The 25393-nt window shown below is 67.2% G+C and carries 28 protein-coding genes and 3 tRNA genes; 16 read left to right on the top strand and 15 right to left on the bottom strand.

The window, feature by feature from the left end; all coding sequences use genetic code 11:
- Positions 1–75: 75 nt before the first annotated feature.
- The 3 genes from IEX93_RS02280 to fsa form a co-directional block, all read right to left on the bottom strand.
- Positions 76–1200, bottom strand: coding sequence for a M23 family metallopeptidase (locus IEX93_RS02280; protein WP_229906076.1), 1125 nt, complete (start codon positions 1198–1200; stop codon positions 76–78).
- A 237-nt stretch (positions 1201–1437) separates the two neighbouring features.
- Positions 1438–2718 (bottom strand): transcription termination factor Rho, encoded by a 1281-nt coding sequence (gene rho, locus IEX93_RS02275; protein ID WP_188846031.1) that lies wholly within the window; start codon positions 2716–2718, stop codon positions 1438–1440.
- Positions 2715–3386 (bottom strand): fructose-6-phosphate aldolase, encoded by a 672-nt coding sequence (fsa, locus tag IEX93_RS02270; protein ID WP_188846029.1) that lies wholly within the window; start codon positions 3384–3386, stop codon positions 2715–2717. The genes rho and fsa overlap by 4 nt, the downstream gene beginning before the upstream one ends.
- A gap of 408 nt (positions 3387–3794) precedes the next feature.
- On the opposite strand from fsa, the gene ileS reads away from it, so the two are divergent.
- Genes ileS through nfo form a run of 4 tightly spaced genes read left to right on the top strand, consistent with a single transcriptional unit; the run spans position 3795 to position 9294 of the window.
- A complete protein-coding gene (ileS, locus tag IEX93_RS02265) occupies positions 3795–6935 on the top strand; it encodes an isoleucine--tRNA ligase (RefSeq protein ID WP_188846027.1) in 3141 nt (1046 codons plus the stop codon).
- Between the two features lie 8 nt (positions 6936–6943).
- Positions 6944–7981, top strand: coding sequence for a M24 family metallopeptidase (locus IEX93_RS02260; RefSeq protein WP_188846025.1), 1038 nt, complete (start codon positions 6944–6946; stop codon positions 7979–7981).
- Positions 7982–8473 carry a septal ring lytic transglycosylase RlpA family protein gene (locus tag IEX93_RS02255; RefSeq protein ID WP_188846023.1) on the top strand — a complete coding sequence of 164 codons (492 nt, stop codon included), beginning with the start codon at positions 7982–7984 and terminating at the stop codon, positions 8471–8473.
- Positions 8470–9294: an endonuclease IV gene (nfo, locus tag IEX93_RS02250; protein ID WP_188846021.1), complete on the top strand. Its 825-nt coding sequence runs from the start codon at positions 8470–8472 to the stop codon at positions 9292–9294. Before IEX93_RS02255 ends, nfo begins: the two co-directional genes overlap by 4 nt.
- Here the strand turns inward: nfo and IEX93_RS02245 are convergent.
- The 4 genes from IEX93_RS02245 to IEX93_RS02230 are packed head-to-tail and all read right to left on the bottom strand — an operon-like array spanning position 9268 to position 13197.
- Positions 9268–9486, bottom strand: a complete 219-nt coding sequence (locus IEX93_RS02245) for a hypothetical protein (RefSeq protein WP_188846019.1) — start codon at positions 9484–9486, stop codon at positions 9268–9270. The two genes, nfo and IEX93_RS02245, sit on opposite strands and share 27 nt — an antisense overlap.
- A gap of 9 nt (positions 9487–9495) precedes the next feature.
- A complete protein-coding gene (locus IEX93_RS02240) occupies positions 9496–10155 on the bottom strand; it encodes a site-2 protease family protein (protein WP_188846016.1) in 660 nt (219 codons plus the stop codon).
- Complete coding sequence (locus IEX93_RS02235) at positions 10152–10757, bottom strand: zinc metalloprotease (RefSeq protein ID WP_188846014.1); 606 nt, start codon at positions 10755–10757, stop codon at positions 10152–10154. The genes IEX93_RS02240 and IEX93_RS02235 overlap by 4 nt, the downstream gene beginning before the upstream one ends.
- On the bottom strand, positions 10732–13197 hold the full coding sequence (locus IEX93_RS02230) for a CBS domain-containing protein (protein ID WP_188846012.1): 2466 nt from the start codon (positions 13195–13197) through the stop codon (positions 10732–10734). The genes IEX93_RS02235 and IEX93_RS02230 overlap by 26 nt, the downstream gene beginning before the upstream one ends.
- A 57-nt stretch (positions 13198–13254) precedes the next feature.
- Here IEX93_RS02230 and IEX93_RS02225 point away from each other — a divergent pair.
- Positions 13255–13348, top strand: a tRNA-Ser gene (locus IEX93_RS02225).
- On the opposite strand, the gene IEX93_RS02220 is transcribed toward IEX93_RS02225, so the two are convergent.
- Together IEX93_RS02220 and IEX93_RS02215 are read right to left on the bottom strand one after the other, a co-directional pair.
- Positions 13270–13361 (bottom strand) — tRNA-Arg (locus IEX93_RS02220). The genes IEX93_RS02225 and IEX93_RS02220 overlap by 79 nt on opposite strands.
- A 56-nt stretch (positions 13362–13417) precedes the next feature.
- Positions 13418–13492: transfer RNA gene (locus IEX93_RS02215), tRNA-Ala, on the bottom strand.
- A 165-nt stretch (positions 13493–13657) separates the two neighbouring features.
- Here IEX93_RS02215 and rpsB point away from each other — a divergent pair.
- From rpsB to IEX93_RS02175, 8 genes are read left to right on the top strand one after another with little or no spacing between them, the layout of a single operon-like run.
- Positions 13658–14422, top strand: a complete 765-nt coding sequence (gene rpsB / locus IEX93_RS02210) for a 30S ribosomal protein S2 (protein ID WP_188846002.1) — start codon at positions 13658–13660, stop codon at positions 14420–14422.
- Entirely contained in the window at positions 14419–15009 is a 591-nt protein-coding gene (gene tsf / locus IEX93_RS02205) for a translation elongation factor Ts (RefSeq protein WP_188846000.1), read from the top strand. The genes rpsB and tsf overlap by 4 nt, the downstream gene beginning before the upstream one ends.
- Before the next feature lie 53 nt (positions 15010–15062).
- The gene (gene pyrH / locus IEX93_RS02200; protein ID WP_188845997.1) at positions 15063–15764 is read left to right on the top strand and encodes a UMP kinase; all 702 of its coding nucleotides are present in this window, start codon (positions 15063–15065) and stop codon (positions 15762–15764) included.
- A 12-nt stretch (positions 15765–15776) separates the two neighbouring features.
- Entirely contained in the window at positions 15777–16334 is a 558-nt protein-coding gene (frr, locus tag IEX93_RS02195; RefSeq protein WP_188845995.1) for a ribosome recycling factor, read from the top strand.
- A 2-nt stretch (positions 16335–16336) separates the two neighbouring features.
- Positions 16337–17185, top strand: a complete 849-nt coding sequence (locus IEX93_RS02190; RefSeq protein ID WP_188845993.1) for a phosphatidate cytidylyltransferase — start codon at positions 16337–16339, stop codon at positions 17183–17185.
- Entirely contained in the window at positions 17182–18285 is a 1104-nt protein-coding gene (dxr, locus tag IEX93_RS02185; protein ID WP_188845991.1) for a 1-deoxy-D-xylulose-5-phosphate reductoisomerase, read from the top strand. The genes IEX93_RS02190 and dxr overlap by 4 nt, the downstream gene beginning before the upstream one ends.
- Positions 18282–19295, top strand: a complete 1014-nt coding sequence (locus IEX93_RS02180) for a M50 family metallopeptidase (RefSeq protein WP_188845989.1) — start codon at positions 18282–18284, stop codon at positions 19293–19295. The genes dxr and IEX93_RS02180 overlap by 4 nt, the downstream gene beginning before the upstream one ends.
- Positions 19292–19924, top strand: coding sequence for a glycosyltransferase family 2 protein (locus tag IEX93_RS02175; protein ID WP_188845987.1), 633 nt, complete (start codon positions 19292–19294; stop codon positions 19922–19924). Before IEX93_RS02180 ends, IEX93_RS02175 begins: the two co-directional genes overlap by 4 nt.
- Here the strand turns inward: IEX93_RS02175 and IEX93_RS02170 are convergent.
- The 6 genes from IEX93_RS02170 to IEX93_RS02145 all read right to left on the bottom strand — a co-directional run bounded on the left by IEX93_RS02170 (position 19905) and on the right by IEX93_RS02145 (position 23656).
- Positions 19905–20432 carry a hypothetical protein gene (locus tag IEX93_RS02170; RefSeq protein WP_188845985.1) on the bottom strand — a complete coding sequence of 176 codons (528 nt, stop codon included), beginning with the start codon at positions 20430–20432 and terminating at the stop codon, positions 19905–19907. The two genes, IEX93_RS02175 and IEX93_RS02170, sit on opposite strands and share 20 nt — an antisense overlap.
- On the bottom strand, positions 20432–21217 hold the full coding sequence (proC, locus tag IEX93_RS02165; RefSeq protein ID WP_188845983.1) for a pyrroline-5-carboxylate reductase: 786 nt from the start codon (positions 21215–21217) through the stop codon (positions 20432–20434). Before proC ends, IEX93_RS02170 begins: the two co-directional genes overlap by 1 nt.
- On the bottom strand, positions 21214–22413 hold the full coding sequence (locus tag IEX93_RS02160) for an RsmB/NOP family class I SAM-dependent RNA methyltransferase (RefSeq protein WP_188845981.1): 1200 nt from the start codon (positions 22411–22413) through the stop codon (positions 21214–21216). Before IEX93_RS02160 ends, proC begins: the two co-directional genes overlap by 4 nt.
- Entirely contained in the window at positions 22410–22682 is a 273-nt protein-coding gene (locus IEX93_RS02155; RefSeq protein ID WP_188845979.1) for a stage V sporulation protein S, read from the bottom strand. The genes IEX93_RS02160 and IEX93_RS02155 overlap by 4 nt, the downstream gene beginning before the upstream one ends.
- A 92-nt stretch (positions 22683–22774) precedes the next feature.
- The gene (locus IEX93_RS02150; protein WP_188845977.1) at positions 22775–23212 is read right to left on the bottom strand and encodes a type II toxin-antitoxin system RatA family toxin; all 438 of its coding nucleotides are present in this window, start codon (positions 23210–23212) and stop codon (positions 22775–22777) included.
- Between the two features lie 9 nt (positions 23213–23221).
- Positions 23222–23656 (bottom strand): regulatory protein RecX, encoded by a 435-nt coding sequence (locus IEX93_RS02145; RefSeq protein ID WP_188845975.1) that lies wholly within the window; start codon positions 23654–23656, stop codon positions 23222–23224.
- A gap of 23 nt (positions 23657–23679) precedes the next feature.
- Here IEX93_RS02145 and IEX93_RS02140 point away from each other — a divergent pair, with 23 nt between their 5' ends.
- From IEX93_RS02140 to IEX93_RS02130, 3 genes are all read left to right on the top strand, one after another.
- Positions 23680–24363 (top strand): metallophosphoesterase, encoded by a 684-nt coding sequence (locus IEX93_RS02140; protein ID WP_188845973.1) that lies wholly within the window; start codon positions 23680–23682, stop codon positions 24361–24363.
- 7 nt (positions 24364–24370) lie between these two features.
- On the top strand, positions 24371–24649 hold the full coding sequence (locus IEX93_RS02135; protein ID WP_188845971.1) for an Lrp/AsnC family transcriptional regulator: 279 nt from the start codon (positions 24371–24373) through the stop codon (positions 24647–24649).
- 65 nt (positions 24650–24714) lie between these two features.
- A complete protein-coding gene (locus IEX93_RS02130) occupies positions 24715–25203 on the top strand; it encodes a CPBP family intramembrane glutamic endopeptidase (protein ID WP_188846214.1) in 489 nt (162 codons plus the stop codon).
- Positions 25204–25393 lie beyond the last annotated feature (190 nt).

Below are 25393 nucleotides of genomic sequence, written 5' to 3'. Positions count from 1 at the left end.
TTACCGCCCTCAGGGTCAAGGGGCCCCATGCACAAAGCCGGGGGCCCCCAAGGCCCCCCGGGAGCGCCAAAGCCCTTAGGGGAGATAGGTCAAGGGGTTTTTGGCGACCCCATTCACCCGCACCTCAAAGTGGAGGTGGGGCCCCGTGGACCAACCCGTGGAGCCCACGTAGCCGATGACCTCCCCTGCCTCCACCCACTGCCCCGCCCGCACGGCGATGCGGGACATGTGGGCGTAGAGGGTCTCCAGGCCACCCCCGTGGTCCAGGACCACGTGGAAGCCGTAGCCAAACGAGCTCCAGCCCGCCACCTTCACCCGGCCCGCCTTGGCGGCGTAGATGGGGGTGCCCGCCGGGGCCGCGAGGTCAATCCCCGTGTGGAAGCGCTGGAAGGGGGTCCTCCCCCCGAAGTAAGTGGTGATGCGGAAGCCCGCAAGGGGCCAGCGCATCCCTCCTTCCTGGTAGCTCACCCGGCGCACCACAGGCCTGGCCGCCTGGGCTTGCCGCTGCCTTTGGGCAAGGGCCTGCTGCCGCCGCCTCTCCTCCGCCAGGCGCCTAAGCTCCTCCTGGCGGCGCCTTTCCGCCTCGAGGCGGGCCTTCCGCTCCGCCTCCTGCTTGGCGAGAAGGCGCTGGTAGGTGGTCTTGGCCTCCACCCCGGGTAGGAGGACCAAATCCCCGGGCCTAAGCTCCGTGGGGTCCTTCACCCCGTTGGCCCGGGCCACCTGGACCGGGTCCAGGCCAAAGCGCCCCGCCAGGTCCAAAAGGGTCTGCCCCTCTCCCAGGGACACCAGAAGCCCCTTGGCCTTCTTAGGAAGGTAGAGGACCGTGCCCGCCACCAGCTGGTCCAGGCTTTCCAAGGAGGGGTTGGCGGAGATCAGGTCCAGGAGGCTTAGCCCGTGGCGGCGGGCGATGCTTTCCAGGGTGTCCCCCGGGCGGACCCGGTAGGCCTCCACCCCGGGGGGGATCCGGGGAGGGCGGTCCTCCTCGGCCACGATGGGGATCTTTAGCGTCTGCCCGGGGTAAAGGGTGGGTCTCTCTAGACCACTAGACCATAGGATATGCTGGGGATCCACGCCGAAACGGGCGGCGATCCCCGCCAGGCTATCCCCGGGGCGGACGGTGTAGAGAACCCAGACCTTCCGCACCGGCGGGTCCACCTCCACCGCCCTTTCCGGGAGGGGCAAAGGGCTTAAAATCCTCACCTGGACTTGAGCCAACCCGAGGCCAGCAAGCACAAAGAACGCACAAACACCCCACTTCCTCAAAACCCACCCCCTAAACGCCCAAATTGTTGGGGAGAGTATACCAGGTAAAGCCCAGCCCCGGGCAAGGGGGAAGCCCCTAGGGCTTCCAAAACCAAGCACCCCACCGCGGCTTTGGCCACGGTGGGGGTATGCCCACGGCCTAGGGCAGGCGCTTTTGGGGTAGCCCTTAGCCTACTAGCGGGCCGCCAAGGAGGCCAGGAACTCCTTGTTGCTCTTGGTGCGGGCGAGCCGGGCGAGGAGCATCTCCATGGCTTCGGCGGGGTCCATGTCCGCCAGGACCTTCCGGAGGAGCCACATCTTGTGGGTGACCTCCTCGCCGAGAAGAAGCTCCTCCCGCCGGGTGCCGGACTTGAGGATGTCTATGGCGGGGAAGATGCGGCGCTCCTCGAGGCGGCGGGAGAGGTGGAGCTCCATGTTGCCCGTCCCCTTGAACTCCTCAAAGATCACGTCGTCCATGCGGCTTCCCGTCTCCACCAGGGCGGTGGCCAGGATGGTGAGGCTCCCCCCGCCCCGGATGTTCCGGGCGGCCCCCAGGAAACGCTTGGGGAAGTAGAGGGCGGCGGAGTCCAGCCCCCCTGAGAGGGTGCGGCCCGTGGGCGGGGTCACCAGGTTATTGGCCCGGGCCAGGCGGGTGATGGAGTCCAGGAGGATCATCACGTGCCCGCCCTCCTCCACGATGCGCTTGGCCCTCTCGTGGACGAACTCCGCCACGCGGATGTGGTTCTGGGGCGGCTCGTCAAAGGTGCTGGCGATAACCTCGGCCCCCTGGACGCTCTCCCTAAAGTCCGTCACCTCCTCGGGGCGCTCGTCAATGAGGAGGACGATGACCTTGATGTCGGGCTCGTTCTTGAGGACGGCGTTGGCGATCTTCTTGAGGAGGGTGGTCTTCCCCGCCTTGGGGGGGGCCACGATGAGCCCCCGCTGGCCCCGACCGATGGGGGCGAGGAGGTCAATGACCCGGGTGGAAAGCTCGTCCGGGGTGGTCTCCAGCCGGATCTGACGGTCAGGGAACTGGGGGATGAGCTCGTCAAAGCGGGGGCGGTTCTTGGCGGCCTCGGGGTCCAGGTCGTTCACCGCCTCCACCTTAAGGAGGGTGCCGTAGCGCTCGTTCTCCCGGGGAGGCCGGGCCCGGCCCACGATGTAGTCCCCGCTCCTCAGGGCGTACTGGCGGATGATCCCGGCGGAGACGATGGCCACCCGGGACTCCAGGTTGAAAAGGTTCTCGTTGAGGAAGCCGTACCCATCCGGGCTGATCTCCAGGTAGCCCTTGACCAGCTGCAGGCCCTCCCCCTGGGTCTGCCGCTCCAGGAGGGCCATGATGAGCTGGTCCTTCTTCATCCGCTTGTAGCCTTCTATCCCCGCCTCCTGGGCCAGGAGGTGGAGCTCGGGCAGGATCTTGGCCGCAAGCTCCTGGTAGGTGAAGGGGGTCACCTGGGTCTCCGCTTTTCTTTTCATGGCTTAACCTTCTCCCAGTCCTCCATGAAGCGCTTCAGGCCGGTCTCCGTGAGGGGATGCTTGAGAAGCTGCTTGAAAACCGCATAGGGCATGGTGGCGATGTCCGCCCCCAGAAGGGCCGCCTCGGTCACGTGCCGGGGGTGGCGGATGGAGGCGGCGATGACCTTGACGGGCAGGTCCTGGATCTGGATCATCTCCACGATCTCCCGAAGGAGCTCGCCCCCGTCCCAGGAGATATCGTCCACCCGGCCCAAGAAGGGAGAAACGTAGGCCGCCCCCGCCCGGGCCGCCAGAAGGGCCTGGTTGGCGGAAAAGATCAGGGTCATGTTGACCTTGATCCCCTCGGCGGCAAGCCGCTTGCAGGCCTTGAGGCCCTCCTCGGTGGTGGGGAGCTTGACCACGATGTTGGGGTGCAGGGCGGCAAGCCGCCTTCCCTCCTCCACCATGGCGGAGGCCTCGAGGGCCGTCACCTCCGCCGAAACGGGCCCCTGGGCGAGCTCGCAGATGGCCTTTAGGTGCTGGGCTAGCCCCTCCGGGGTAATCCGCTCACCCCGGGCGGCGAACTCCTTGGCCACCAGGGTGGGGTTGGTGGTGACCCCGGAGAGCACGCCCCAGGCGGCGATCTCCCGTATCTCCTCCAGGTTCGCGGTGTCCAAGTAAAGCTCCATGGCCACTCCTTTTTCCGGGAACTTGGGAACGGCTTAGCCTAAGTCTAGCAGGGCCTCTTGGGCCATTGTCAAGGGAGGGGAAAGGCTGCTAGCATGGCCTTAGCCGCCAGCGGGGGATTTTACCCCAGGAGGCGGCCTCTGTAAAGGCGAGGATGGGGAGAGTACCCCTGCCCAAAAGCCCAAAGCGAGCCGGGGAGGGTGAAAGCCCGGCGGTGAGGGCAGGCGGGAAGATCACCCCGGAGCCGCGGGAGGAAAGGGAGACCCCCGAGTAATGCCCGCCGGGTGGCGCCCGTGATAGCGCCTAAAGGAGGGCCTGGGGCCTTCCCCAGGAAGCGCGGTGGTACCGCGGAAGCCTTTGCGCTTTCGTCCGCGCCCATAGGCGCGGGCGTTTTGCTAGGGAGGTGGCGGATGTTCAAGGAGGTAGGCGAGCCCAACTTTCCGGCCTTGGAGGAGGAGATCCTGGCCTTCTGGAAGCGAGAAAGGATCTTTGAGAAGAGCGTGGAGAACCGCAAGGGCCGTCCCCGCTACACCGTCTACGAAGGCCCCCCCACCGCCAACGGCCTGCCCCACGTGGGCCACGCCCAGGCCCGCAGCTACAAGGACCTCTTCCCCCGCTACAAGACCATGCGGGGCTACTACGTGCCCAGGCGGGCGGGGTGGGACACCCACGGGCTTCCCGTGGAGCTGGAGGTGGAGAAGAAGCTGGGCCTCAAGAGCAAGCGGGAGATTGAGGCCTACGGCATCGCCCGCTTCAACGAGGCCTGCCGCCAGTCCGTCTTCACCTACGAGAAGGAGTGGGAGGCCTTCACCGAGCGGATCGCCTACTGGGTGGACCTGAAAGGGGCCTACGCCACCCTCGAGCCCACCTACATTGAAAGCATCTGGTGGAGCCTGAAGAACCTCTTTGACCGGGGCCTCCTCTATCGGGACCACAAGGTGGTCCCCTACTGTCCCCGGTGCGGCACCCCCCTCTCCTCCCACGAGCTCGCCTTGGGCTACAAGGAGATCACCGACCCCTCGGTCTACGTGCGCCTGCCCCTGAAGGCCCCGGGGAGGCTGGGCCTGGAAAAGGCGAGCCTCCTGGTCTGGACCACGACCCCCTGGACCCTGCCCGGCAACGTGGCGGCGGCGGTCCACCCGGAGTACACCTACGCCGCCTTCCAGGTGGGGGAGGAGGTCTTGATCCTCGAGGAGGGCCTGGGAAAGCGGCTTTTAGGGGAGGAGGTCCCGGTCCTCAAGACCTTCCTGGGCAAGGACCTGGAGGGCCTCGCCTACGAGCCCCCCTACCCCCAGGCCCTGGAGAGGGGCTACTTCGTGGTCCTGGCCGATTACGTGAGCCGGGAGGACGGCACGGGGATCGTCCACCAGGCCCCCGCCTTTGGCGCCGAGGACCTGGAGACCGCGAGGGCCTACGGGCTTCCCCTCCTGAAGACCGTGGACGAGGAGGGGAAGCTCCTCGTGGAGCCTTTCCAGGGCCTCTTCTTCCGGGAGGCCAACCGGGCGATCCTTAAGGACCTAAGGGCGCGGGGCCTCCTCTTCAAGGAGGAAAGCTACCTCCACAGCTACCCCCACTGCTGGCGGTGCTCCACCCCCCTCATGTACTACGCCACGGAGAGCTGGTTCATCAAAAACACCCTCTTCAAGGACGAGCTCATCCGCAAGAACCAGGAGATCAACTGGGTGCCTCCCCACATCAAGGAGGGTCGCTACGGGGAGTGGTTAAAAAACCTGGTGGACTGGGCCCTAAGCCGCAACCGCTACTGGGGCACCCCCTTGCCCATCTGGGTCTGCCAGGCCTGCGGCAAGGAGGAAGCCATCGGAAGCTTCCAGGAGCTTAGGGAAAGGGCCACCAAGCCCCTCCCCGAGCCCTTTGACCCCCACCGCCCCCACGTGGACCAGGTGGAGCTTTCTTGCGCCTGCGGCGGGGTGATGCGCCGGGTGCCCTACGTGATTGACGTCTGGTACGACTCGGGGGCCATGCCCTTCGCTTCCTTGCACTACCCCTTTGAGAACCAGGAGGAGTTCCGGCAAAGCTTCCCCGCCGACTTCATCTCCGAGGGGATTGACCAGACCCGGGGCTGGTTCAACTCCCTTCACCAGCTTGGGGTCATGCTCTTCGGCTCCATCGCCTTCAAGAACGTGATCTGCCACGGCCTCATCCTGGACGAGAAGGGCCAGAAGATGTCCAAGTCCAAGGGGAACGTGGTGGACCCCTGGGACATCATCCGGGAGTTCGGGGCGGACGCCCTCCGCTGGTACATCTACGTCTCCGCACCCCCCGAGGCCGACCGCCGCTTTGGCCCCAACCTGGTGCGGGAGACGGTGCGGGACTACTTCCTCACCCTCTGGAACGTTTATAGCTTCTTCGTCACCTACGCCAACCTGGACCGGCCCGACCTCAAGAACCCCCCTCCCCCCAAGGAGCGGCCGGAGATGGACCGCTGGCTTTTGGCCCGGCTCCAGGAGCTCAAGCACAAGGTGACGGAGGCCCTGGAGGCCTACGACCCCACCACCTCAAGCAGGGCCATCCGGGACTTCGTGGTGGAGGACCTTTCCCTGTGGTACGTCCGCAGGAACCGCCGCCGCTTCTGGAAAAACGAGGACGCCCTGGACCGGGAGTCCGCCTACGCCACCCTCTACGAGGCCCTCCTCACCGTGGCCCAGCTTTCCGCCCCCTTCACCCCCTATTTGGCCGAGGTCCTCTGGCAGAACCTGGCCCGAAGCGTGGACGAGAAGGCCCAAGAAAGCGTCCACCTCACCGACTGGCCCGAGGTGGAGGAGGCCCTTTGGGACCGGGAGCTGGTGGCCAAGATGCGGGCGGTGCTCAAGGTGGTGGACCTGGCCCGCTCGGCCCGGGCCAAAAGCGGGGTAAAGACCCGCACCCCCCTCCCCCTCCTCCTCGTCACCGCCCCCACGGCCTTGGAAAGGGAGGGCCTTAGGCACTTCGCCCGGGAGATCGCCGAGGAGCTCAACGTCAAGGAGGTGCGCGTCCTGGAGCCGGGGGAGGAGGTCCTAAGCTACCGGGTCCTCCCCAACCTGAAGCGCCTTGGGCCCAAGTACGGGAAGCGCGTCCCCAAGATCCGGGAGGCTCTGGAGAAGGAGGCGGAACGGGTGGCCGCCCTGGCCCTGAAGGGCGAGGCCATCCCCCTGGAGGTGGAGGGCGAGCCCCTCACCCTCCTCCCCGAGGAGGTCCTCCTCGAGGCCCAGGCCCCCGAGGGCTACGAGGCCTTGGAGAAGGAGGGGTACGTGGCCGCCCTCAAGGTGGAGGTCACCGAGGACCTGCGCCTAGAGGGCCTCGCCCGGGACCTCATCCGCCACCTGCAGCAGGCCCGCAAAGACATGGGCCTCAAGGTCTCCGACCGGATCCGGGTGGGCTACGAGGCGGAAGGCCCCTACCTCGAGGCCCTCCGGCGGCACGGGACCTGGATCGCCCAGGAGGTCCTGGCCCAGGCCTTCCAGGAAGGGACCTTCCCCGGCTTCACCACGGAGCTGGCCGACGAGGAGGGGCGGGTGCGCTTTAGCCTGGAGCGGGTGGAGGAGGTGGTATAGTACCCCCCGTGCAGGACCCGAGGAACCTTCTAAAACCCCTGGCGCTGGACGCCCTCTACATCACCCGCCCGGAGAACGTCCGCTACCTCACGGGCTTCCCCCACCCCGAGGACGCCCAGGTCCTCATCACCGAGGAGGGGGGCTTCCTCCTCACCGACCCCCGCTACCCCGAGGCGGCCGAGGAGAGCCGCCTCCCCGCCAAGGTCCTCAAGCGGGAGGAAAAGGAAGCCCTCCTCAAGACCCTGCGGGGCCGGGTGGGCTTTGAGGCGGAGCACCTCCCCTACGCCGCCCTGGAAAGGCTTAGGGAGCTGGCCCCGGCGGAGTGGGTCCCCACCCGGGGGGTGGTGGAGCGCCTCCGCCTAAAGAAAACCCCGGAGGAGGTGGCCGCCATCCGCAAGGCCCAGGCCCTGGCGGAAGAGGCCCTGGACCACGCCCTCGCCCTCCTCAAACCAGGGGTGAGGGAGCGGGAGGTGGCCCTGGAGGTGGAATACTTCCTGAAAAAACGGGGGGCGGAAGGGGCGGCCTTCCCCCCCATCGTGGCCTCGGGCAAGCGGGGGGCCTTGCCCCACGCCGGGGCCTCGGAAAAGCCCTTGGGGGAAGGGGAGCTCGTCACCTTGGACCTCGGGGCCAAGGTGGCGGGGTACCACTCGGACATGACCCGCACCGTGGCCTTGGGCCGGGTGGAGGGGGAGCTCAAGCGGGCCTACGCGGCGGTGCTTTGGGCCTTGGAGCGGGCCCTCGAGGCCTTGGGCCCGGGCCGAAGCGGCAAGGAGGTGGACGCCCTCGCCCGGGAGGCCCTCAAGGAGTTCGGCCTGGACCGCTACTTCGTCCACTCCCTGGGGCACGGGGTGGGGCTTGCCGTCCACGAGGGGCCAAGCCTCTCCCCTTACGCCGAGGACGTCCTCGAGCCCGGCATGGTGGTCACCGTGGAGCCCGGGGTCTACCTCCCCGGGCTTGGGGGGGTGCGGATTGAGGAGCTGGTCCTGATCACGGAAAGCGGCGTGGAGCTCCTCTCCCGCTTCCCCCGGGAGTGGCGGGAGGTCTAGGTGCGGCTTTTCCTCCTCGGCCTTCTCCTTTGCGCCAGCGCCTTAGCCCAGACCTACACGGTGCAAAAGGGGGACACCCTCTTCCGCATCGCCCGGGCCCACGGGCTTAGCGTGGCGGAGCTCAAGCGCCTAAACGGCCTCACCACCGACCACATCTACCCCGGCCAGGTGCTTAGGATCGGTCCCAAAGCCATGCCCCAAAAGGGGTTCCTCCAGGAAGGGCTCGCCGTCTGGTACGGCCCCGGCTTCCACGGGAAGCGCACCGCCAGCGGGGAGGTCTACGACCAGCACGCCCTCACCGCCGCCCACCCCTCCTTGCCCTTCGGCACCCGGGTCCGGGTCACCAACCTTCAAAACAGCAAGAGCGTGGTGGTGCGCATCAACGACCGGGGGCCTTTTGGGGGGAAGTACATCATTGACCTCTCCTACGCCGCCGCCAAAGCCATCGGGGCCCTTTCCGCCACGAGGGTGCGGCTGGAGGTCCTGGAATGAGGCGGTACGGGTTTCACCTTTCCATCGCCGGCAAGAAGGGCGTGGCGGGCGCGGTGGAGGAGGCCATGGCCTTGGGGCTTACCGCCTTCCAGATCTTCGCCAAAAGCCCAAGGAGCTGGCGCCCCCGCACCTACACCCCCAAGGAGGTGGAGGCCTTCCGCGCCCTTAAGGAGATGGCCGGGAATCTTCCTGCCGTGATCCACGCCTCCTACCTGGTGAACCTGGGGGCGGAGGGAGAGCTTTGGGAAAAGAGCGTGGCCAGCCTCGCCGACGACCTGGAGAAGGCCCGCCTCCTGGGGGTGGAGTACGTGGTGGTCCACCCGGGGTCCGGGGACCCCAGGCGGGTCAAGGAGGGGGCCCTTAAGGCCCTGCGCCTGGCCCAGGTGAAGGAGCGGCCTAGGCTCCTTTTGGAAAACACCGCCGGAGGCGGGGAGAAGGTGGGGGCGGACTTCGCCGAGCTGGCCTGGCTCCTGGAGGACACCCCTTTGGGGGTCTGCCTGGACACCTGCCACGCCTTCGCCGCCGGGTACGACGTGAAGGGGGACCCGGGAGGGGTCCTTGGAGAGCTGAACCGCACCGTGGGGCTTGACCGGGTCCTCGTGGTCCACCTCAACGACTCGGTGGGGGGCCTGGGAAGCCGCATAGACCACCACGCCCACCTCTTGAAGGGCGAGATCGGGGAGGCCCTCAAGGCGGTGTTCCTGGACCCTAGGCTGGAAGAGCGCCTCTTCCTCCTGGAGACCCCAAGGAGCCCCGAGGAGGACGCCTGGAACCTGCGGGTCCTCCGCTCCTGGCTAGAGGAAGCCCCCGCCCAGGAATAGGCGGAGGGCGGAGACCACCATCACCAGGATCCCCAGTTTGAAGGCCCGGTCCTCCCCGCTTAGCGCCCCAAGCCCCGCGGCGAGGAGGGCTAGGGGAAAGACCAGCCAGTTGAGCCAGCCCAAAAGGGGGAAAAGGGCCGGGAAGAGGAGGAGAAGGGCCAAGACGCCTAGGACCAAGCTCAGGGTGCGCATACGCCCAGTCTACCCAAAGAAGAAACCGAAAAAGGCCCTGCGGGCGAGGCCCAAAACCTCCTGGATGGGCCCCCTAAGCACCGTGAGGATGAGGAGGAAGGAAAGCCAGGCGTATTGCTCCAACCGCCAAAGGAAGGGCTGCCAGGAAAGGGGTAGAAGGCTTTGCAGGATCTTGAAGCCGTCCAAAGGGGGGATAGGCAGGAGGTTGAAGACGGCCAGGACCAGGTTGACGGCGCTGGCGAAGTAAAACCCCAGGGCCAAAACCCCAAGCGCCCCACCCCCCTCGCCCCGGAAGGCCAAGGCCACGGCCCAAGGGTCCAAGGCGAAAACCCCCCGGACGAGCAGGGCGAAGGCCACCGCCAAGGCCAGGTTCACCAGGATCCCCGCCACCGAAACCACGAAAAGCCCAAGCCGGTAGGCCCGAAAGGCCAAGGGGTTGATGGGCACGGGCTTGGCCCACCCGAAGCCCACCAGGAGGAGGAGCGCCGTGCCCAAGGGGTCCAGGTGCCTTAAAGGGTTTAGGGTGAGGCGGCCCATCCTTCGGGCCGTGGGGTCGCCAAAGCGGAAGGCGGCGTAGGCGTGGGCGTACTCGTGGAGGACAAGGCTAAGGAGGAGGGCCAGAAAGGCCAAAAAGAAGGCCAAAGGATCCTGGGAAAGAAGCCCGATCATAGCCCAAGCGCCCGGTAAAGGGTATCCAGAAGCCCGTAAAGCCCGCCCACCACCGCCCCCGTGACCCCGGTGAAGGAGAGGACCAGGAAGATGAGGAGGAAGCCCAAAGGCCCGTAGGCGGCAAGCTGGTCCAAAAAGCGCCGGGCCTCGTACCCGCCCACGGCGTAGAGGGCCTTAGCCCCGTCCAGAGGCGGCACGGGGAAAAGGTAGATGGCGGCGTGAAGGAGCATGAGGTGTTGCCCCTCCAAGAGGCCCTCCCCGAAGGGATAAGGGGCGAAGCGGGCCAAAAGGCCATAAAGGAAGGCCATGGCGAAGAACCCCAAGGGCCCCATCAGGGCCACGAAGGCCCCCTTACGGCCGGGAAGCTGCGAGGGGACGAAGCGGGGCCAGCCGAAGCCCAAAAGCACCAGGAGCACCAAGCCCAAGGGCTCCAGGTGGACCCTGGGGTCCAAGGAGAGAAAGCCCAGGCGCCTCGGGGCCACCTCCCCGTAGCGGTCGGCCAGCCAAGCCTGGAAGAGGTTATGCACCATAAGCCCCGAGGCCCCCAGCAAAAAGGCCAAGACGAAAACCGGCGGATCATTGAGGAGCGGAAAGAGTCCCATCCCCCACCAGTCTACGGGCTAGCTCCAGTTCCTCCTCAAAGGTCCGGACCTCCCCCCGGGCCCGGGCCTCGGCCACCCGCCGCAGGATCTCCCCGATCCTGGGCCCGGGCTTCAGGCCCATGGCCAAAAGGTCCCGCCCCATGAGGACCCGGCGCCTCTCCCAAAGCCAGCCCTCCTTCTCGGGAAAGAGGGCTAAAAAAGCGCTCCGCAAGGGCTCTTTAAGAAAGGGTTCTTTGGGCACCTCCTCCCCCGCGGCCGCCCGGAGAAGGAGGGCGAGGGCCTCCTCGAGGCGGCGGGGAAGCCCTAAGGCCCGGGCCGAGGCCAAAGGCGCCTCCTGATGGAAGAGGAGGAGGAGGAGGCGGGCCTCCGCCCGGTCCTTGGGCTCCTCGGGAAGGGAGCGCGAGAAAGCCTCCTTCGGGGGCAGGGAAAGGCCGTAAAGGGCCTTTAGGGCCGAAAGATCCCGCAAAAGGGCCAGGGCCTCGTAAAAGGTGTCCTCCCGGAGGGTAAGCCATAGCTCGTCCCGGAGGCGGCTTTGGCTTGCGGTGCGCAGGACCTCGGGAAGGAGGGCCTGGGGAAGGGCCCTTAAGGCCTCCTCGGCGAAGCGGAAGGAGAGCCGCGCGGCCAAGCGCGCCCCCCGGACGATGCGGCTCGGGTCCTCCACGAAGGAAAGGGGGTGAAGGGGGCGGAGGAGGCGGGCCTCCAGGTCTTTAAGCCCCCCATAGGGGTCCAGAAGCTCCCCCGTGGCCAGGGAGAGGGCCATGGCGTTCACCGTGTAGTCCCGCCTTTCCAGGTCCTTGGCGATGGGGGCCGGGCGCACCCGGGGCAGGGCCCCGGGGTAGGGGTAGACCTCCTCGCGGCTTTCCGCCAGGTCCACCACGAGGCCAAAGGGAAGCCGAACCCGCCCCGTGCCAAAGGCGTAGTGGAGGGAGAAACTCCCCCCGAAGCGCTCCACAAGCCCCCGGGCCACCGCCTCCACCCGCACCCCGGGCTCCAGGACCAGGTCCAGATCGGGGCCGCTCCGGCCCAGGAGGGCGTCCCGCACCGCCCCGCCCACCAAATAGACCCCCTTGGGGAAGGCCTCCCGGAGAAAGGCCACCACCCGCCGGGCCCCCTCGGGGAGGGCCTCGAGGACCCTCTCCCCCAGGGGCTTCTCCCCGGCCTGGGGCTTCCGGTAGAGGTCGGTGCGGGTGAAGATGCCGAGAAGCCGCCATCCCTCTCCCCACCTTTCCCCCACCAGGACCCGCCCTCCCCCCTCCTTTAGATGGGGTTCCAGCCGGGAAAGGGGGGTGGAGGGCGGAAGGATCACCGCCCGGGCCAGGAAGCCCTCCACCGGCCTTTGGCCGAGGCCTAACCGCTCGGCCTTCTTCAGGTCCCGCCTGCGGGCCAGGCCCAAGACCCGCACCCCCCCACCCTCCAGGGGTTCCACCACGGGCATGGCCCCGTAGCCCCGCTCCTCCAGGGTCCTCAGGGCCTCCCGCACCGTGGCGGGGCCCAGGACCTCCACCGGGGAGGTCATGCGCTCCCCCAGGGTGGGCTCGGGCTCCAGGTGGTGGGGAAGGCTTTGAAGCAGGCGCTCCAAGGGCTTCCGCACCCCCCGGGCCCGGGCGAAGGCCGCCCGGGCGTGCCCCCCGCCCCCCACCTCCGCCAGCCAGCGTCCCACGTGAAGCCTCGCCTTGCTCCGAGCGATGAAGAGGGTCTCCCGGCCCATCCGGAGGACGAGGAGGGCCCCATCCGCCTCGTGCAGGTCCAAAAGGGTGTGGGCCAAGGGGGCGAGGGCGGGCACGTACCCCTCCTCCCGGGCCTGGGCTAAAAGGAGGCGGAACCCCTCCTTTTCCACCACCCGGGCGCTTTGGAGGAGGCGCTTAAGGACCTCCCGGGCCTCCGGGGAAAGGGGGGAGCGGACCCATTCCCGCACCCGGGGGATCTCCGCCCCCGCCTCCACCAGGTAGCGGGCGGCCTCCAGGTCCAAAGGGGTGGTGGAAGGGAAGCTAAACCCCCCCGTGTCCTCCCAGATCCCGGCGTAGGCCAGGGTGGCCTCCAAGGGGGTAAGGGTGAGGCCCCGCTCCGCCACAAGGGGCACCAAAAGGCTCACCGTGGCCCCCACCTCCTGGACCCGCCCCCCCACGGCGGGCACGTCCCCCGGGGCCCTGGGGTGGTGGTCAAAGACCCAGAAGGGCACCCGGCCCACCAGGGCCTTGAAAGGCCCGATGCGCTCCGGGCGGGCGTTGTCCACCAGGACGACCTCCGAGACCTGCTCCAAGGGCACCTCTCCCGCGGGGACCAGGTCCAGCCGGTCCTCCAAGAAGGGGGCCAGGTCCTTGAGGGGCCCCTCGAGGCCCCCCACCAAGGCAAGAAGGCTCCCCGGGAAAAGCTTTCCCGCCAGGACCATGGAGCCTAGGGCATCAAAGTCCAGGTTCTCGTGGGCCACCACCACCCGCACGCCCTCAGCTTACTTGACGCTGGCGAAGGGCCCTTGGTAGACTCAGGTTCGGCGCTCGGAGAGGTGCCCGAGTGGCTGAAGGGACACGACTGGAAATCGTGTAGGCGGGCTAAACCCCGCCTCGCGGGTTCGAATCCCGCCCTCTCCGCCAACCCTACCCCCCGGGCCTAGGCCCGGGGAATTTTAAAAACCCCGCCCCTCTAGGGCGGGGTTAACCCTTTGGTGGAGCGGCGGGGATTTGAACCCCGGACCTCCCGCTTGCAAGGCGGGTGCTCTCCCTCTGAGCTACCGCCCCGCGCCCTTGGGAGTATAGCCCAAGGGAGGGGGTTACGCAAAGGGGCTTTTCCCCCTATAATCGGGAAGGTGTGCCGGACCAGCCCGCCAGGCAGGGGAAGGTCCTGCGGGAAAGAGGCCGGCACACGGGAAACGCCAAGCCCAACCTTCCCCGAACGGGAGGAATATGCCGGTTAACATCAGCGTCAAGGAGCTCCTGGAAGCTGGGGTGCACTTCGGCCACGAGAGGAAGCGCTGGAACCCCAAGTTCAGCCGCTACATCTACGCGGAGCGCAACGGCATCCACATCATTGACCTCCAGAAGACCATGGCGGAGCTGGAGCGCACCTTCCGCTTCATTGAAGACCTGGCCGTGCGCGGGGGCACCATCCTCTTCGTGGGCACCAAGAAGCAGGCCCAGGACATCGTGCGCATGGAAGCGGACCGGGCGGGTATGCCCTACGTGAACCAGCGCTGGCTGGGCGGGATGCTCACCAACTTCAAGACCATCTCCCAGCGGGTGAACCGCCTGGAAGAGCTGGAGGCCCTCTTCGCCTCCGAGGAGATCCAAGAGCGTCCCAAGAAGGAGCGGGTGCGCCTGAAGCACGAGCTGGAACGTCTGCAGAAATACCTCTCCGGCTTCCGCCGCCTTAAGCGCCTCCCCGACGCCATCTTCGTGGTGGACCCCACCAAGGAAGCCATCGCCGTGCGGGAGGCGAGGAAGCTCTTCATCCCCGTGATCGCCCTGGCGGACACCGACTCCGACCCCGACCTGGTGGACTACATCATCCCCGGCAACGACGACGCCATCCGCTCCATCCAGCTCATCCTCTCCCGGGCGGTGGACCTGATCATTGAGGCCCGGGGCGGGGTGGTGGAACCCTCCCCCTCCTACGCCCTCGTCCAGGCAGAAGAGGGCGAAGCGACCCAGGAAGGCGAGGTGGAAGCGTGAGCCAGGTGGAACTCATCAAAAAACTGCGCGAGGCCACGGGGGCCGGCATGATGGAGGTGAAGAAGGCCCTCGAGGACGCCGGCTGGAACGAGGAGAAGGCCATCCAGCTCCTCAGGGAGCGGGGGGCGATGAAGGCCGCCAAAAAGGCGGACCGGGAAGCCCGCGAGGGGATCATCGGCCACTACATCCACCACAACCAGCGGGTGGGGGTCCTGGTGGAGCTCAACTGCGAGACGGACTTCGTGGCCCGGAACGAGCTCTTCCAGAACCTGGCCAAGGATTTGGCCATGCACATCGCCATGATGAACCCCCGCTACGTCTCCGCCGAGGAGATCCCCGCCGAGGAGCTGGAGAAGGAGCGGCAGATCTACATCCAGGCCGCCCTTAATGAGGGGAAGCCCCCACAGATCGCCGAGAAGATTGCCGAGGGCCGCCTGAAGAAGTACCTGGAGGAAGTGGCCCTGCTGGAGCAGCCCTTCGTCAAGGACGACAAGGTCAAGGTGAAGGAGGTCATCCAACAGGCCATCGCCAAGATCGGCGAGAACATCGTGGTGCGCCGCTTCTGTCGTTTTGAGCTGGGGGCATAGGCCATGGAAGCCACACGGGGCCCAGACGCCAAGGGCCCCGTTTTTTTCTAGCCATGAAGTACAAGCGGGTTCTCCTGAAGCTTTCCGGCGAGTTCCTGACCCACAACGGCTTCGGCATTGAGCCCGAGGCCACCCAGGCCCTGGCCCGGGAGATCAAAGCCGCCTACGAGACCGGGGTCCAGCTGGCCGTCGTCATCGGGGCGGGCAACCTCTGGCGGGGGGCCCGCCAAGGGGTGGGGATGGACCGGGCCACCGCCGACTACATCGGCATGCTGGCCACCATCATGAACGCCCTCGCCCTCCAGGACGCCCTGGAATCCCTGGGCGTCCCCACCCGGGTCCAGACCGCCCTCACCATCCCCCAGGTGGCCGAGCCCTACATCCGTCGCCGGGCCCTAAGGCACCTGGAGAAGGAGCGGATCGTGATCTTCGGCGGGGGGACGGGCAACCCCTTCTTCTCCACGGACACCGCCGCCGCCCTAAGGGCCCTCGAGGTGGGGGCCGAGGTGGTCCTCATGGCCAAAAACAAGGTGGACGGCGTCTACTCCGACGACCCCCGCAAAAACCCCAAGGCGGTGCGCTTTGACGAGCTCACCTACCTGGAGGTCTTAAATCGGGGCCTCCAGGTGATGGACACCACCGCCATCACCCTGTGCATGGAGGCGGGGCTTCCCATCGTGGTCTTTGACATCTTCAAACCCGGCGCCCTGGTGGGTATTATCCAGGGGGAAAAAGTGGGCACCCTCATCCACTAGAAAGGAGGCGGTATGACCCTGAAGGAGCTTTACGCGGAAACCCGAAGCCACATGCAAAAGAGCCTCGAGGTCCTGGAGCACAACCTGGCGGGCCTCCGCACCGGCCGCGCCAACCCCGCCCTCCTCCTGCACCTGAAGGTGGAGTACTACGGCACCCACGTCCCCCTAAACCAGATCGCCACCGTGACCGCCCCGGACGCCAGAACCCTCGTGGTCCAGTCCTGGGACCAAAACGCCCTCAAGGCCATAGAGAAGGCCATCCGGGACTCGGACCTGGGCCTTAACCCCAGCAACAAGGGGGACGCCCTTTACATCAACATCCCGCCCCTCACCGAGGAAAGGCGGAAGGACCTGGTTAAGGCCGTGCGCCAGTACGCCGAGGAAGGGCGGGTGGCCATCCGCAACATCCGCCGCGAGGCCTTGGACAAGCTGAAGAAGCTAGCCAAGGAACTCCACCTCTCCGAGGACGAGACCAAGCGGGCGGAGGCGGAGATCCAGAAGATCACCGATGAGTTCATCGCCAAGGCCGACCAGCTGGCGGAGAAAAAGGAGCAGGAGATCCTGGGCTAGCCATGGATCCAAGGCCCACCCCGGCGGGAGGGGAGGAGCTAGCCACCCGGGTCCTCTCCGCCCTGGCCGGGCTTTTTGTCCTCTTCCTGGTCCTTTGGGCGGGCCTTCTCCTGATCCTACCCGCCCTCTTCCTGGTCTTTCTCCTGGGAACCTTGGAGCTTAAGGAGATGCTGGCCCGAAGGGGGATCGCCCTCAACCTCCCCTTCCTCCTGGGGGGCGGGGGGCTTCTTTTCCTCTTCTCCTTGCCCCCCCTTTACTGGCATTTTCCCCAGGTGCCCTGGCGGGAGGTGGCCTTGGGGCTTTTTTTAATGGGGTCCCTCAGCTACGAGCTCCTAAAGGGGGCAGACCTCACCCGCTTCGCCTTCACCCTCTTCGCCTTCCTCTACCTCCCCTGGAGCCTGGGCTACGTCCTGCTCCTCAGGGAGACCCCGGACAGCGCCCTTGGGCTTTGGACCCTTTCCTTGCCCCTGGTGGCCAGCTTCGCCACGGACATCGGGGCCTACTTCGTGGGCCGGACCTTCGGCCAGAGGAAGCTCGCCCCCGAGATCAGCCCGGGCAAGACGGTGGAGGGCTCCTTGGGAGGGATCGCCGTGAGCTTCCTGGCCCTCGCCCTCTACACCGGGCTCGTGCGGGAGGTCTTCCCCTTCGGGCTTTTGGAGCTTTGGCTTTTCAGCCTCCTCCTCTCCTTAGCGGCCCAGCTTGGGGACCTTGTGGAGTCCATGCTCAAGCGCTACTGTGGGGTGAAGGACTCGGGGCGCTTTCTCCCGGGACATGGGGGGCTTTTGGACCGGATAGATAGCCTCCTCTTCACCTTCCCCCTCACCTACTTTTTGGTGGTGCTCTTCACATGAAACGGGTCGTGGTCCTGGGTTCCACGGGCTCCATCGGGCAGCAGGCCCTGGAGGTCTGCCGCCTGAGGGGCTATCGGGTGGTGGGGCTTGCCGCATCTAAAAACCTCGAGGCCCTCTCCCAGCAGATCGCCCGGTGGCGGCCCCTTCTGGTGGCGGCGGACGAAAGCCTCCACCCCGAGCTTAAAAGGCGCTTCCCCCACCTAAGGCTCGCCCCGGCCGAGGAGGTGGCGGCCCTGGAGGCGGAGGTGGTCGTGGCCGCCATCCCGGGCCTGGCCGGGCTTCCCCCCACCCGGGTGGCGGCGCGGACCGGGAAGCGCATCGCCCTCGCCAACAAGGAGGCCATGGTGGCGGCGGGCCCTCTCCTTTGGCAGGAGGCGGAGGCCCACGGGGCCGAGATCCTCCCCGTGGACTCGGAGCACTCGGCCCTCTTCCAGGCCCTCCTCGGGGAGAGGCGGGAGGACGTGGCCGAGCTCATCCTCACGGCAAGCGGCGGCCCCTTCCTCAAGGAGCCCGAGGACCTCTCCCGGGTGACCCCAGCGATGGCCTTAAACCATCCCCGCTGGCGGATGGGGCCCAAGGTGACCGTGGACTCCGCCACCCTCTTCAACAAGGGCCTCGAGGTCCTCGAGGCCAAGGAGCTCTTCCGCTTCCCCTTGGAAAGGATCAAGGTCCTCATCCACCCCCAGGCCTACGTGCACGGCCTGGTCCGCTTCCGGGACGGAAGCCTCAAGGCCCAGCTCGGCCCCACGGACATGCGCCTTTTCATCCAGTACGCCCTCACCTACCCCGAGCGGGCGGAAACCCCCCTCAAGGACCTCCCCATCCCCGGGGTGCTGGAGTTCTTGGAGCCCGACCTAAAGCGCTTTCCCGCCCTGGCCGTGGCCTACGAGGCAGGAAGGCTAGGGGGCGTGGCCCAGGTGGCGGTCTCCGCCGCCGACGAGGTGGCGGTGGAGGCCTTCTTGGAAGGGAGAATCCCCTTCCCCCGCATCCCGGAGATCCTGGCCAAGGTCCTGGAAGCCACCCCCTCCCTCCCCCTAACATGGGAGAACCTCTTCGCCGTGGACGCCTGGGCCCGGGAAGAGGCCAAGAGGTGGACATGAGCCTCCTTTGGTTTTTGCTCATCATCGGCGTCAGCGTCTTCGTCCACGAGCTCGGCCACTACCTGGCCGCCCGCCTCCAAGGGGTGCGGGTCAAGGCCTTCAGCATCGGCTTCGGTCCCATCCTTTGGCGCAAGGAGGCCTGGGGAACCGAGTGGCGGCTTTCCGCCATCCCCTTAGGGGGGTACGCCGACATAGAAGGCCTCCTCCCCGAGGAAAAAGGCCGGGGTTACGACGCCCTTCCCTTCCTAGGGAAGCTTTTCGTCCTGGTGGCCGGGGTGGCCATGAACGTCCTTTTGGCCTGGGGCCTCCTCGCCTACCTCTTCAGCGCCCAGGGGGTGCCGGAGGCCACGGGAAGGGCCGTGGTCCTGGAGGTCCTCCCGGGAAGCCTGGCGGAAGAAGCGGGCCTAAAGCCGGGGGACGTCCTCGTGGAGGTGGACGGCATCCCCCTCGCCCATCCCCGGGAGATTGAGCGCCTGAAGACCCCGGGGGAGCACACCCTCACCCTCCTGCGCCAAGGCCAGAGGCTCACCCTAAGCCTCACCTGGGAGGCGGGGATGGAGCGGCTCGGGATCGTCTACCAGCCGGAGGTGGCCTACCGGAAGGTGGGCTTCCTGGAAGGCCTCCTCCTCGCCGCAAGCCGCACCCTAAGCTTCGGCCCCGAGATGGTCCGGGCCCTGGTGGGGGGGCTTTTGGGCGTGCTTTCCGGCAACCCCAACAGCGGGGTCATGGGCCCCATAGGCATCGTGGCCGAGACGGGCCGGGCCGCCCAGGAGGGGCTTTTCCGCCTGGTGGAGCTCGCCGCCGCCATCAACCTCTCCTTGGCCCTCTTCAACCTCCTCCCCATCCCCGCCTTAGACGGGGGGAGGATCCTCCTCCTCTTCCTCTCCCGCCTCTTTCGGATCCGGCCCGAGCAGGAGGCCATGGTCCACTACCTGGGCTTTCTCTTCCTCCTTCTCCTCCTCTTTTTGGTCACCTTCCAGGACCTGAGGCGGCTTTGGGGAAGCGGATGACGGCCACGGTCCTCATCCCCGCCTACAACGAGGAGGCCACCATCCAAAGGGTGGTGGGGGTGGCCCGGGAGGCGGGCTTTCCCGTGGTGGTGGCGGACGACGGCTCCCAAGACGGGACCGCCCAAAAAGCCCGGGAAGCCGGGGCCAAAGTGGTGCGCCTAGGGGAGAACCGGGGCAAGGGCGGGGCCATCGCCGAGGGGCTTAAGGCGGTGGAAACCCCCTTTGTCCTCCTCCTGGACGCCGACCTTTTGGGTCTTAGGCCAGAGCACCTCCACGCCCTCTTGGAACCTGTGGCCCAAGGCCAGGCGGAGATGACCGTGGGGGTCTTCCAGGGAGGAAGGCTTTCCACCGATTGGGCCATGCGCCTCACCCCCTTCCTCTCGGGGCAAAGGGCCTTGCGCACCGCGGACCTAAAAGGGGTGCCGGGCCTGGAAAGGGCCCGCTACGACCTGGAACTCCTCCTCACCCGCCACGCCAAGGCGCGGGGCTGGCGGGTCCGGTACCTCCCCTTAAAGGGGGTGAGCCAGGTGATGAAGGAGGAGAAGCGGGGCCTCCTCCCGGGCCTCGCCCACCGCCTCCGGATGTACCGGGAGATCCTCCGCTACTACCTCAAGGCCCACCTGGGGTGAAGCGCAAAAGCTCCACCCAGGCCTCCCCCGCCCGGTAGGCCACCACCCCGAGGCCTGGCACCAGGTACACCTCCTTGAGGTCCGTCCCCCCCTTCTCCGTGGTGTAGACCACCCGGAGGCGGTAGGCGTTGAAAGCCCCCGCCCGGACCCTCACCCCTTCTACCCCCTCCACCCGGGCGGAAAGGGCCACCTTTTGCCCCTGGAAGCGGGCGCTTCCTCCCCAAGAAGCCCCCACGTAGAGGCGGTGGGGGTAGAGGAGGAGGGGCGGAAAGAAGGCCGAGACCCCACCGGGAAGCCGCACGGCCTGAAGCCAAAGCCCCTCCTCGTCCTGGCCGAGCCGGTCCTCCCGAAGGACCTCCCCGGCCCGGAGGTAGCGCAGCAGAAAGCCTCCCTCCACGGGAATGAGCCGCTGCAGGGTGCCGTCGGCGTAGGCGTAGACCCCGCCTTCTGGGGGGAGGATCTGGGCCAAGCCCAAGGCCAAAAAGGGCAAGAGGAAGAAACCCCGCACTACTCCACCTCCCCAAGCTCCCGCCCCCTCCGGGTGGCCGCCTCCACCGCCTCGTAGAAGGCGGCCCGGAGGGCGCGGGCCTCGAGGGCGTGGAGGCCGTGGATGGTGGTGCCCCCGGGGCTTGCCACCTCGTCCTTGAGCTGGGCGGGGTGCTTGGTCTTGAGGAGCTCCCCCGTGGCCGCCAAAGCCTCGGCGGCCAGGCGCAGGGCCAGGGCCCGGGGCATCCCCATCTTCACCCCGGCGTCCGCCAGGGCCTCGGCCACCAGGGCCAGGTAGGCGGGGGCGGAGGCGGACATGGCGGTGAAGGGGTCAAAGAGGTGCTCGGGGATCTCGTACACGTCCCCCACGGTGGCGAAAAGGGACTGGGCGAAGGCCAGGTCCCCCGCCTCCTTGGCCTCGGGAAGGGCGGTGAGGGCGGTGGAGCTTTCCCCAATGGCCGCCGCCACGTTGGGCATGGCCCGCACCACCCGGCGGTTGTCCAGCCTGCGGGCGAGGACCGCCGTGGAAACCCCCGCCATGATGGAGATGTAGCCCAGGTGGGGCCGGGCGACCTCGGGGGCCAGGTGGGGAAAGTCCCGGGGCTGGACGGCGATGAGGACCCGCTCCGCCCGGGCCAGGTCCTCGAGGACCAAAGGCCGCACGCCAAAAGGCTGGGCGAGCTCCCGGGCCCTCTCCAGGCTCCGCCCCACCACCCCCACCTCCTCGGGCCGCAACACCCCCCTCTCCAGGGCCCCCTTGAGGATGCTTCGCCCCATCTTGCCCAGGCCCAGGAAGACCAGCTTCATGCCTTAGAGTCTACCCGCCGGAGGCGGAGGTAATAAAACCCGTCCAAGCCCCCTTCTGGGGCCACGTAGACCCCAAGCCCCTCCTTAAGGACGGGCAAAGGACAGGCGAAAGGCTCTGGACGGAACTCCGGGTGCCTCTGGAGGAAGGCCCGGGCCACCCCCTCCCCCTCCTCCTCGGTGAGGGAGCAGACGGCGTAGACCAAGACCCCGCCCGGCTCCGTGGCCTTTGCGGCGGTCTCCAGAAGCCTCAGCTGGAGGGCGGCCATCCGGGCCGGGTCCTCCGCCTTTAGGCGGTAGCGAAGCTCGGGGTGGCCCCGGAAGGTGCCCGTCCCCGTGCAAGGGGCGTCCAAAAGGACCTTGGCCGCCCGCTCGGAAAGGGGGTTCCGCAGGTCCTGGGTGCGGTAGGCCACCGAGAGGCCCAGCTTCCGGGCCGTGCGCCTCCCCGCCTCCTGGCGCTTGGCGTTCAGGTCGTAGGAGACCACCTCCGCCCCCTGGGCGGCCAGGTAGAAGGCCTTAAGCCCCGCCCCCCCGCAGAGGTCCAAGACCCGCTCCCCGGGGCGGGCCTGAAGGAGCTGGGCGGCGAAAAGGGAGGCGGGGTTTTGCGGCTGGAGGCCCAGGGCGGAAAAGTCCGCCTTGGGACCCTCCCAAAGGTAGCTATGGGGGAGGGGGCCGGGCCTTAGGCCCTCCACGGGGCGCAGGGCGGTGACGAAGAGAGGTGCGGGCGCGTTAAAGCCTTGGGCGAAGGCCAGATCCCCGAAAAAGGCTCGCCAGGCCTGGCAAAGCCAGTCGGGCAGGGAAAGCCGCACGCACTCGGGGGCTTCCTGGGGAATGAGGCGGCGGAGCACGGCATTCACGAGCCCGGCAAGCCCGGGGTAGATCCCCTTGACCTCCTCCACCCAGGGGCTCACCCGGGCGTGGTCGGGCTTGCCCGAAAGCCACTCCCAAGCCCCAAGGCGCAAGGCCCAGCGCACCTCCGGGGGAAGCCCTTCGGGGCGGGGAAGCCAGGGCTTTAGGTGGAAGTCCAGAAGCCTTAGGTGGCGAAGGGCCCCGTAGACCAGATGGGTCACGTAGGCCCGGTCCCGCTCCGGCCAGTCCAGTCGGGAAAGGGCCCGGTCCAAAAGAAGCTGGGCCCGCCCCCCGCGCTCCACCTCCAGGAGGAGGCGGAGGGCTAGGCCTCGAGGCGTCCTCGCCCTCAAGGCTCCAGGGGATGGGCCTTGATGCTGAACTTCAGGGCGGTCCTCTCCTCGTTTTCCAGTTCCAGCTTCACGAAGGCGGGCTTCACCACCAGGTCCAGGTTGTCGGGGGCGATATAACCCCGGGCAATGGCGATGGCCTTCACCGCCTGGTTCACCGCCTGGGGCCCGATGGCCTGGACCTCCACCTCCCCCTTGGTGCGCAGAAGCGCCGCGATGGCACCGGCCACGGAGTTGGGGCGGGACTTGGAAGAGACGCGCAACGTTTCCACTTTGACCTCCTGAAAACCCTTGAGCCACCCCGTTCGGTAAAAACATGGGCGGCTTCAGGGCCTATGCTAGAACAAAAGGGCGGCCTGTGCAACTAGGCGGACTGGACCCGGTCCTCCAAACCCTTGAGGAGGCTTTCCACGTTCTCCTGCATCAGCCGTTGCACCAGCTTCTGCAAGAGCCCACCGAAGATGGGGATGGTGAGTTCGTAGGTGAGGGTGAGGACCACCCGGGTACCCTCCCCCTCGGGGAGGAAGACCCAGGTGCCCTCGTAGCGGTCAAAATCCCCCTCGGGGGAGAAGAAGCGGTTTTTGAGATGGGCGTCGTCCCACTCCTCCTCCTCCAACCAACGCACCTTCTTCCCCATGGCCACCGCCACCCATTCGCTTTTCGTGCGGGAGCCCTCCCGGGCCAGGACCTTAAGGCTTTCCACCTCCTTGAGGTAGGGCTTAAGGCCCTCCAGGTCCTTGGCCAGGGCGTAGACCTTCTCTGGGGGAGCAGCGATGTAGCGCTCGGCACGCACCTCGGGCATGGGCTCTTTTTACTCCCTCTCCTCCTCCTTGACAAGCCGGTAGGCCTCCCAGGCCACGCCAAGGGGAAACCCCCGGCCCCTGAGAAAGCGCACCGCCTTGGCCGGGTCCTGGCGGTGGCGGTAGCGCCTTAACACCCGCAAAGCCGCCTCCAGGACCTCCGCTTCCCCCAGGCCCTGAAGGACCTCCTCCACCACCTCCTCTGCCACCCCCTGGACCCAGAGAAGGTGCCGGAGCTTCTTAGGACCGTACTGGCGCCGGACAGCCACAAAGGTCTCGGCGAAAGCCCGGTCGTCCAGGTAGCCCAGGGCCTTTAGCCTCGCCAAGGCGCTATCCACCTCCTCCGGGGGAAAACGGCCGAGGAGCTTCTCCTTAAGGCGCGCCTCGCTCATACCCCGGCGGGCCAAAAGCTTCACGGCCCAGGCCAAAGCTTCGGAGCCTCCCATCCCTTTAGGGTACGCTATGGCCCATGCGGGTCTATGCCATCGCCGACCCCCACCTCTCCCGCGTCCACCCCAAGCCTATGACCGTGTTCGGCCCCGGCTGGCAGGGCCACCCTGAGGCCTTCTTCCGGGGCTGGCGGGCGGTGGTGGAGGAAGGGGACCTGGTCCTGGTCCCGGGGGATATCTCCTGGGCCATGCGCCTCCCCGAGGCCATCCCCGACCTCCTGGACCTGGCGGCCCTGCCCGGGCGGAAGGTGCTCTTGAAAGGCAACCACGACTACTGGTGGCCCTCCATCAGCCGCCTTCGGGCGGTCCTCCCTCCGGGAATGTACGCCCTGCAAAACGACGCCCTGGTCCTGGACGGGGTGGCGGTAGCGGGCACCCGGGGCTGGCAGTACCCACCCCCTACCCCGGAAGACGAGAAGGTCTTCGCCCGGGAGGTGGAGCGGCTCAGGCTCTCCCTGAAGGACCTCGAGGGCAAGGCCTTTCAATACCTGGTGGTGGCCTTCCACTTCCCTCCCTTTGGCCCGGGTGGGGAGGCCACACCCCTTCTGGAGATGGCGGCGGAGGCCAGGCCCCAGGCCATCGTCTACGGCCACCTCCACGGGGTAGACCCCGCCAAGCTCCCGCAAAGCTACCAGGGGATCCCCCTCCACCTGGTGGCGGCGGACGCCTTGGGCTTTCGGCCCAAGCGCATCCTGGACGTATGATGGGGGCGTGATCACCGCCTTCGTCCTCATCCGCGCCAAGGGAGACCGGATCGCCGCCTTGGGGGAGCTTATCGCTGAGCTGCCCCAAGTGGCCGAGGTCTACTCCGTCACCGGGCCCTTTGACCTGGTGGCCCTCCTACGCCTGAAAGACATAGAGGAGCTAGACGAGGTCGTGACCCAAGGCATTCTGGGTCTTCCCGGGGTGGAGCGCACCGAGACCCTCCTGGCCTTCCGCGCCTATCCGCGAAAGCTTCTGGACCAGGGCTTTTCCCTGGGCGAGGGCTAGGGTCCGTGCCCCTCCGGTGGCTCCTCCTCCTTCAGGGAGGGCTCCTCTTGGTGGGGGCCTCGGGGATGCTTCTCTTGGGGCTCCCCTTCGGAGAGGCCAGGCCGGAGCGGGACCTAGGGGTGGCTTTGGCGCTTCTCCTTCTGCTTTGGGCCATCGAGGCCCTCTTCCACCGCCTCTTCCCCGCTTCCTTTCAGGAGGTGGAAAGCCTTCACAAGGCCCTCGGGAAGGCCCTAAAGCCCTTGGGAAAGGGACCCCTCCTTCTCCTCGCCCTCCTTTCGGGGCTTGGGGAGGAGGTCTTCTTCCGGGGGTTCTTGCAAAGCCTCCTGGTGGACCGGTTCGGGGGGTACGGGGTCCTCCTCCAGGCCCTCCTCTTCGCCCTCCTCCACCCCGCCCCCTTAAGGGCCTGGGCCTACCCCCTGTACACGGGGGTGGCGGGGCTCCTCTTCGGCCTCGCCTACCTCCTCACGGGAAGCCTCCTCCCGGGGATCCTGGCCCACACCCTTCACAACGCCCGTGGGTTCTACGAGGCGACCCGGGACGAGGAGGCTGTCTAGAACCGAGGCCACAATCTCCTTCCCCGCTCTGCTACAATAAAGGACAAGTTATCCCCGAGAACCTCCGTCCAAGGCGCCGTATGAAGGGGAGGTCCAGATGAACGGGCTAGCATGGATCCGCAGACTTGACCACTATGTCGCATAAAGCCCCAGGAAGCGCAGAGCGGAGAGGGGGTTGAAGGAGAAGGCC

Origin of the sequence: Thermus composti, assembly GCF_014647535.1 — a bacterium.
Taxonomy (GTDB): Bacteria; Deinococcota; Deinococci; order Deinococcales; family Thermaceae; genus Thermus; species Thermus composti.
The sequence above is the reverse complement of the archived record's forward strand: the minus strand, read 5'-3'. Positions and strand labels throughout refer to the sequence as shown.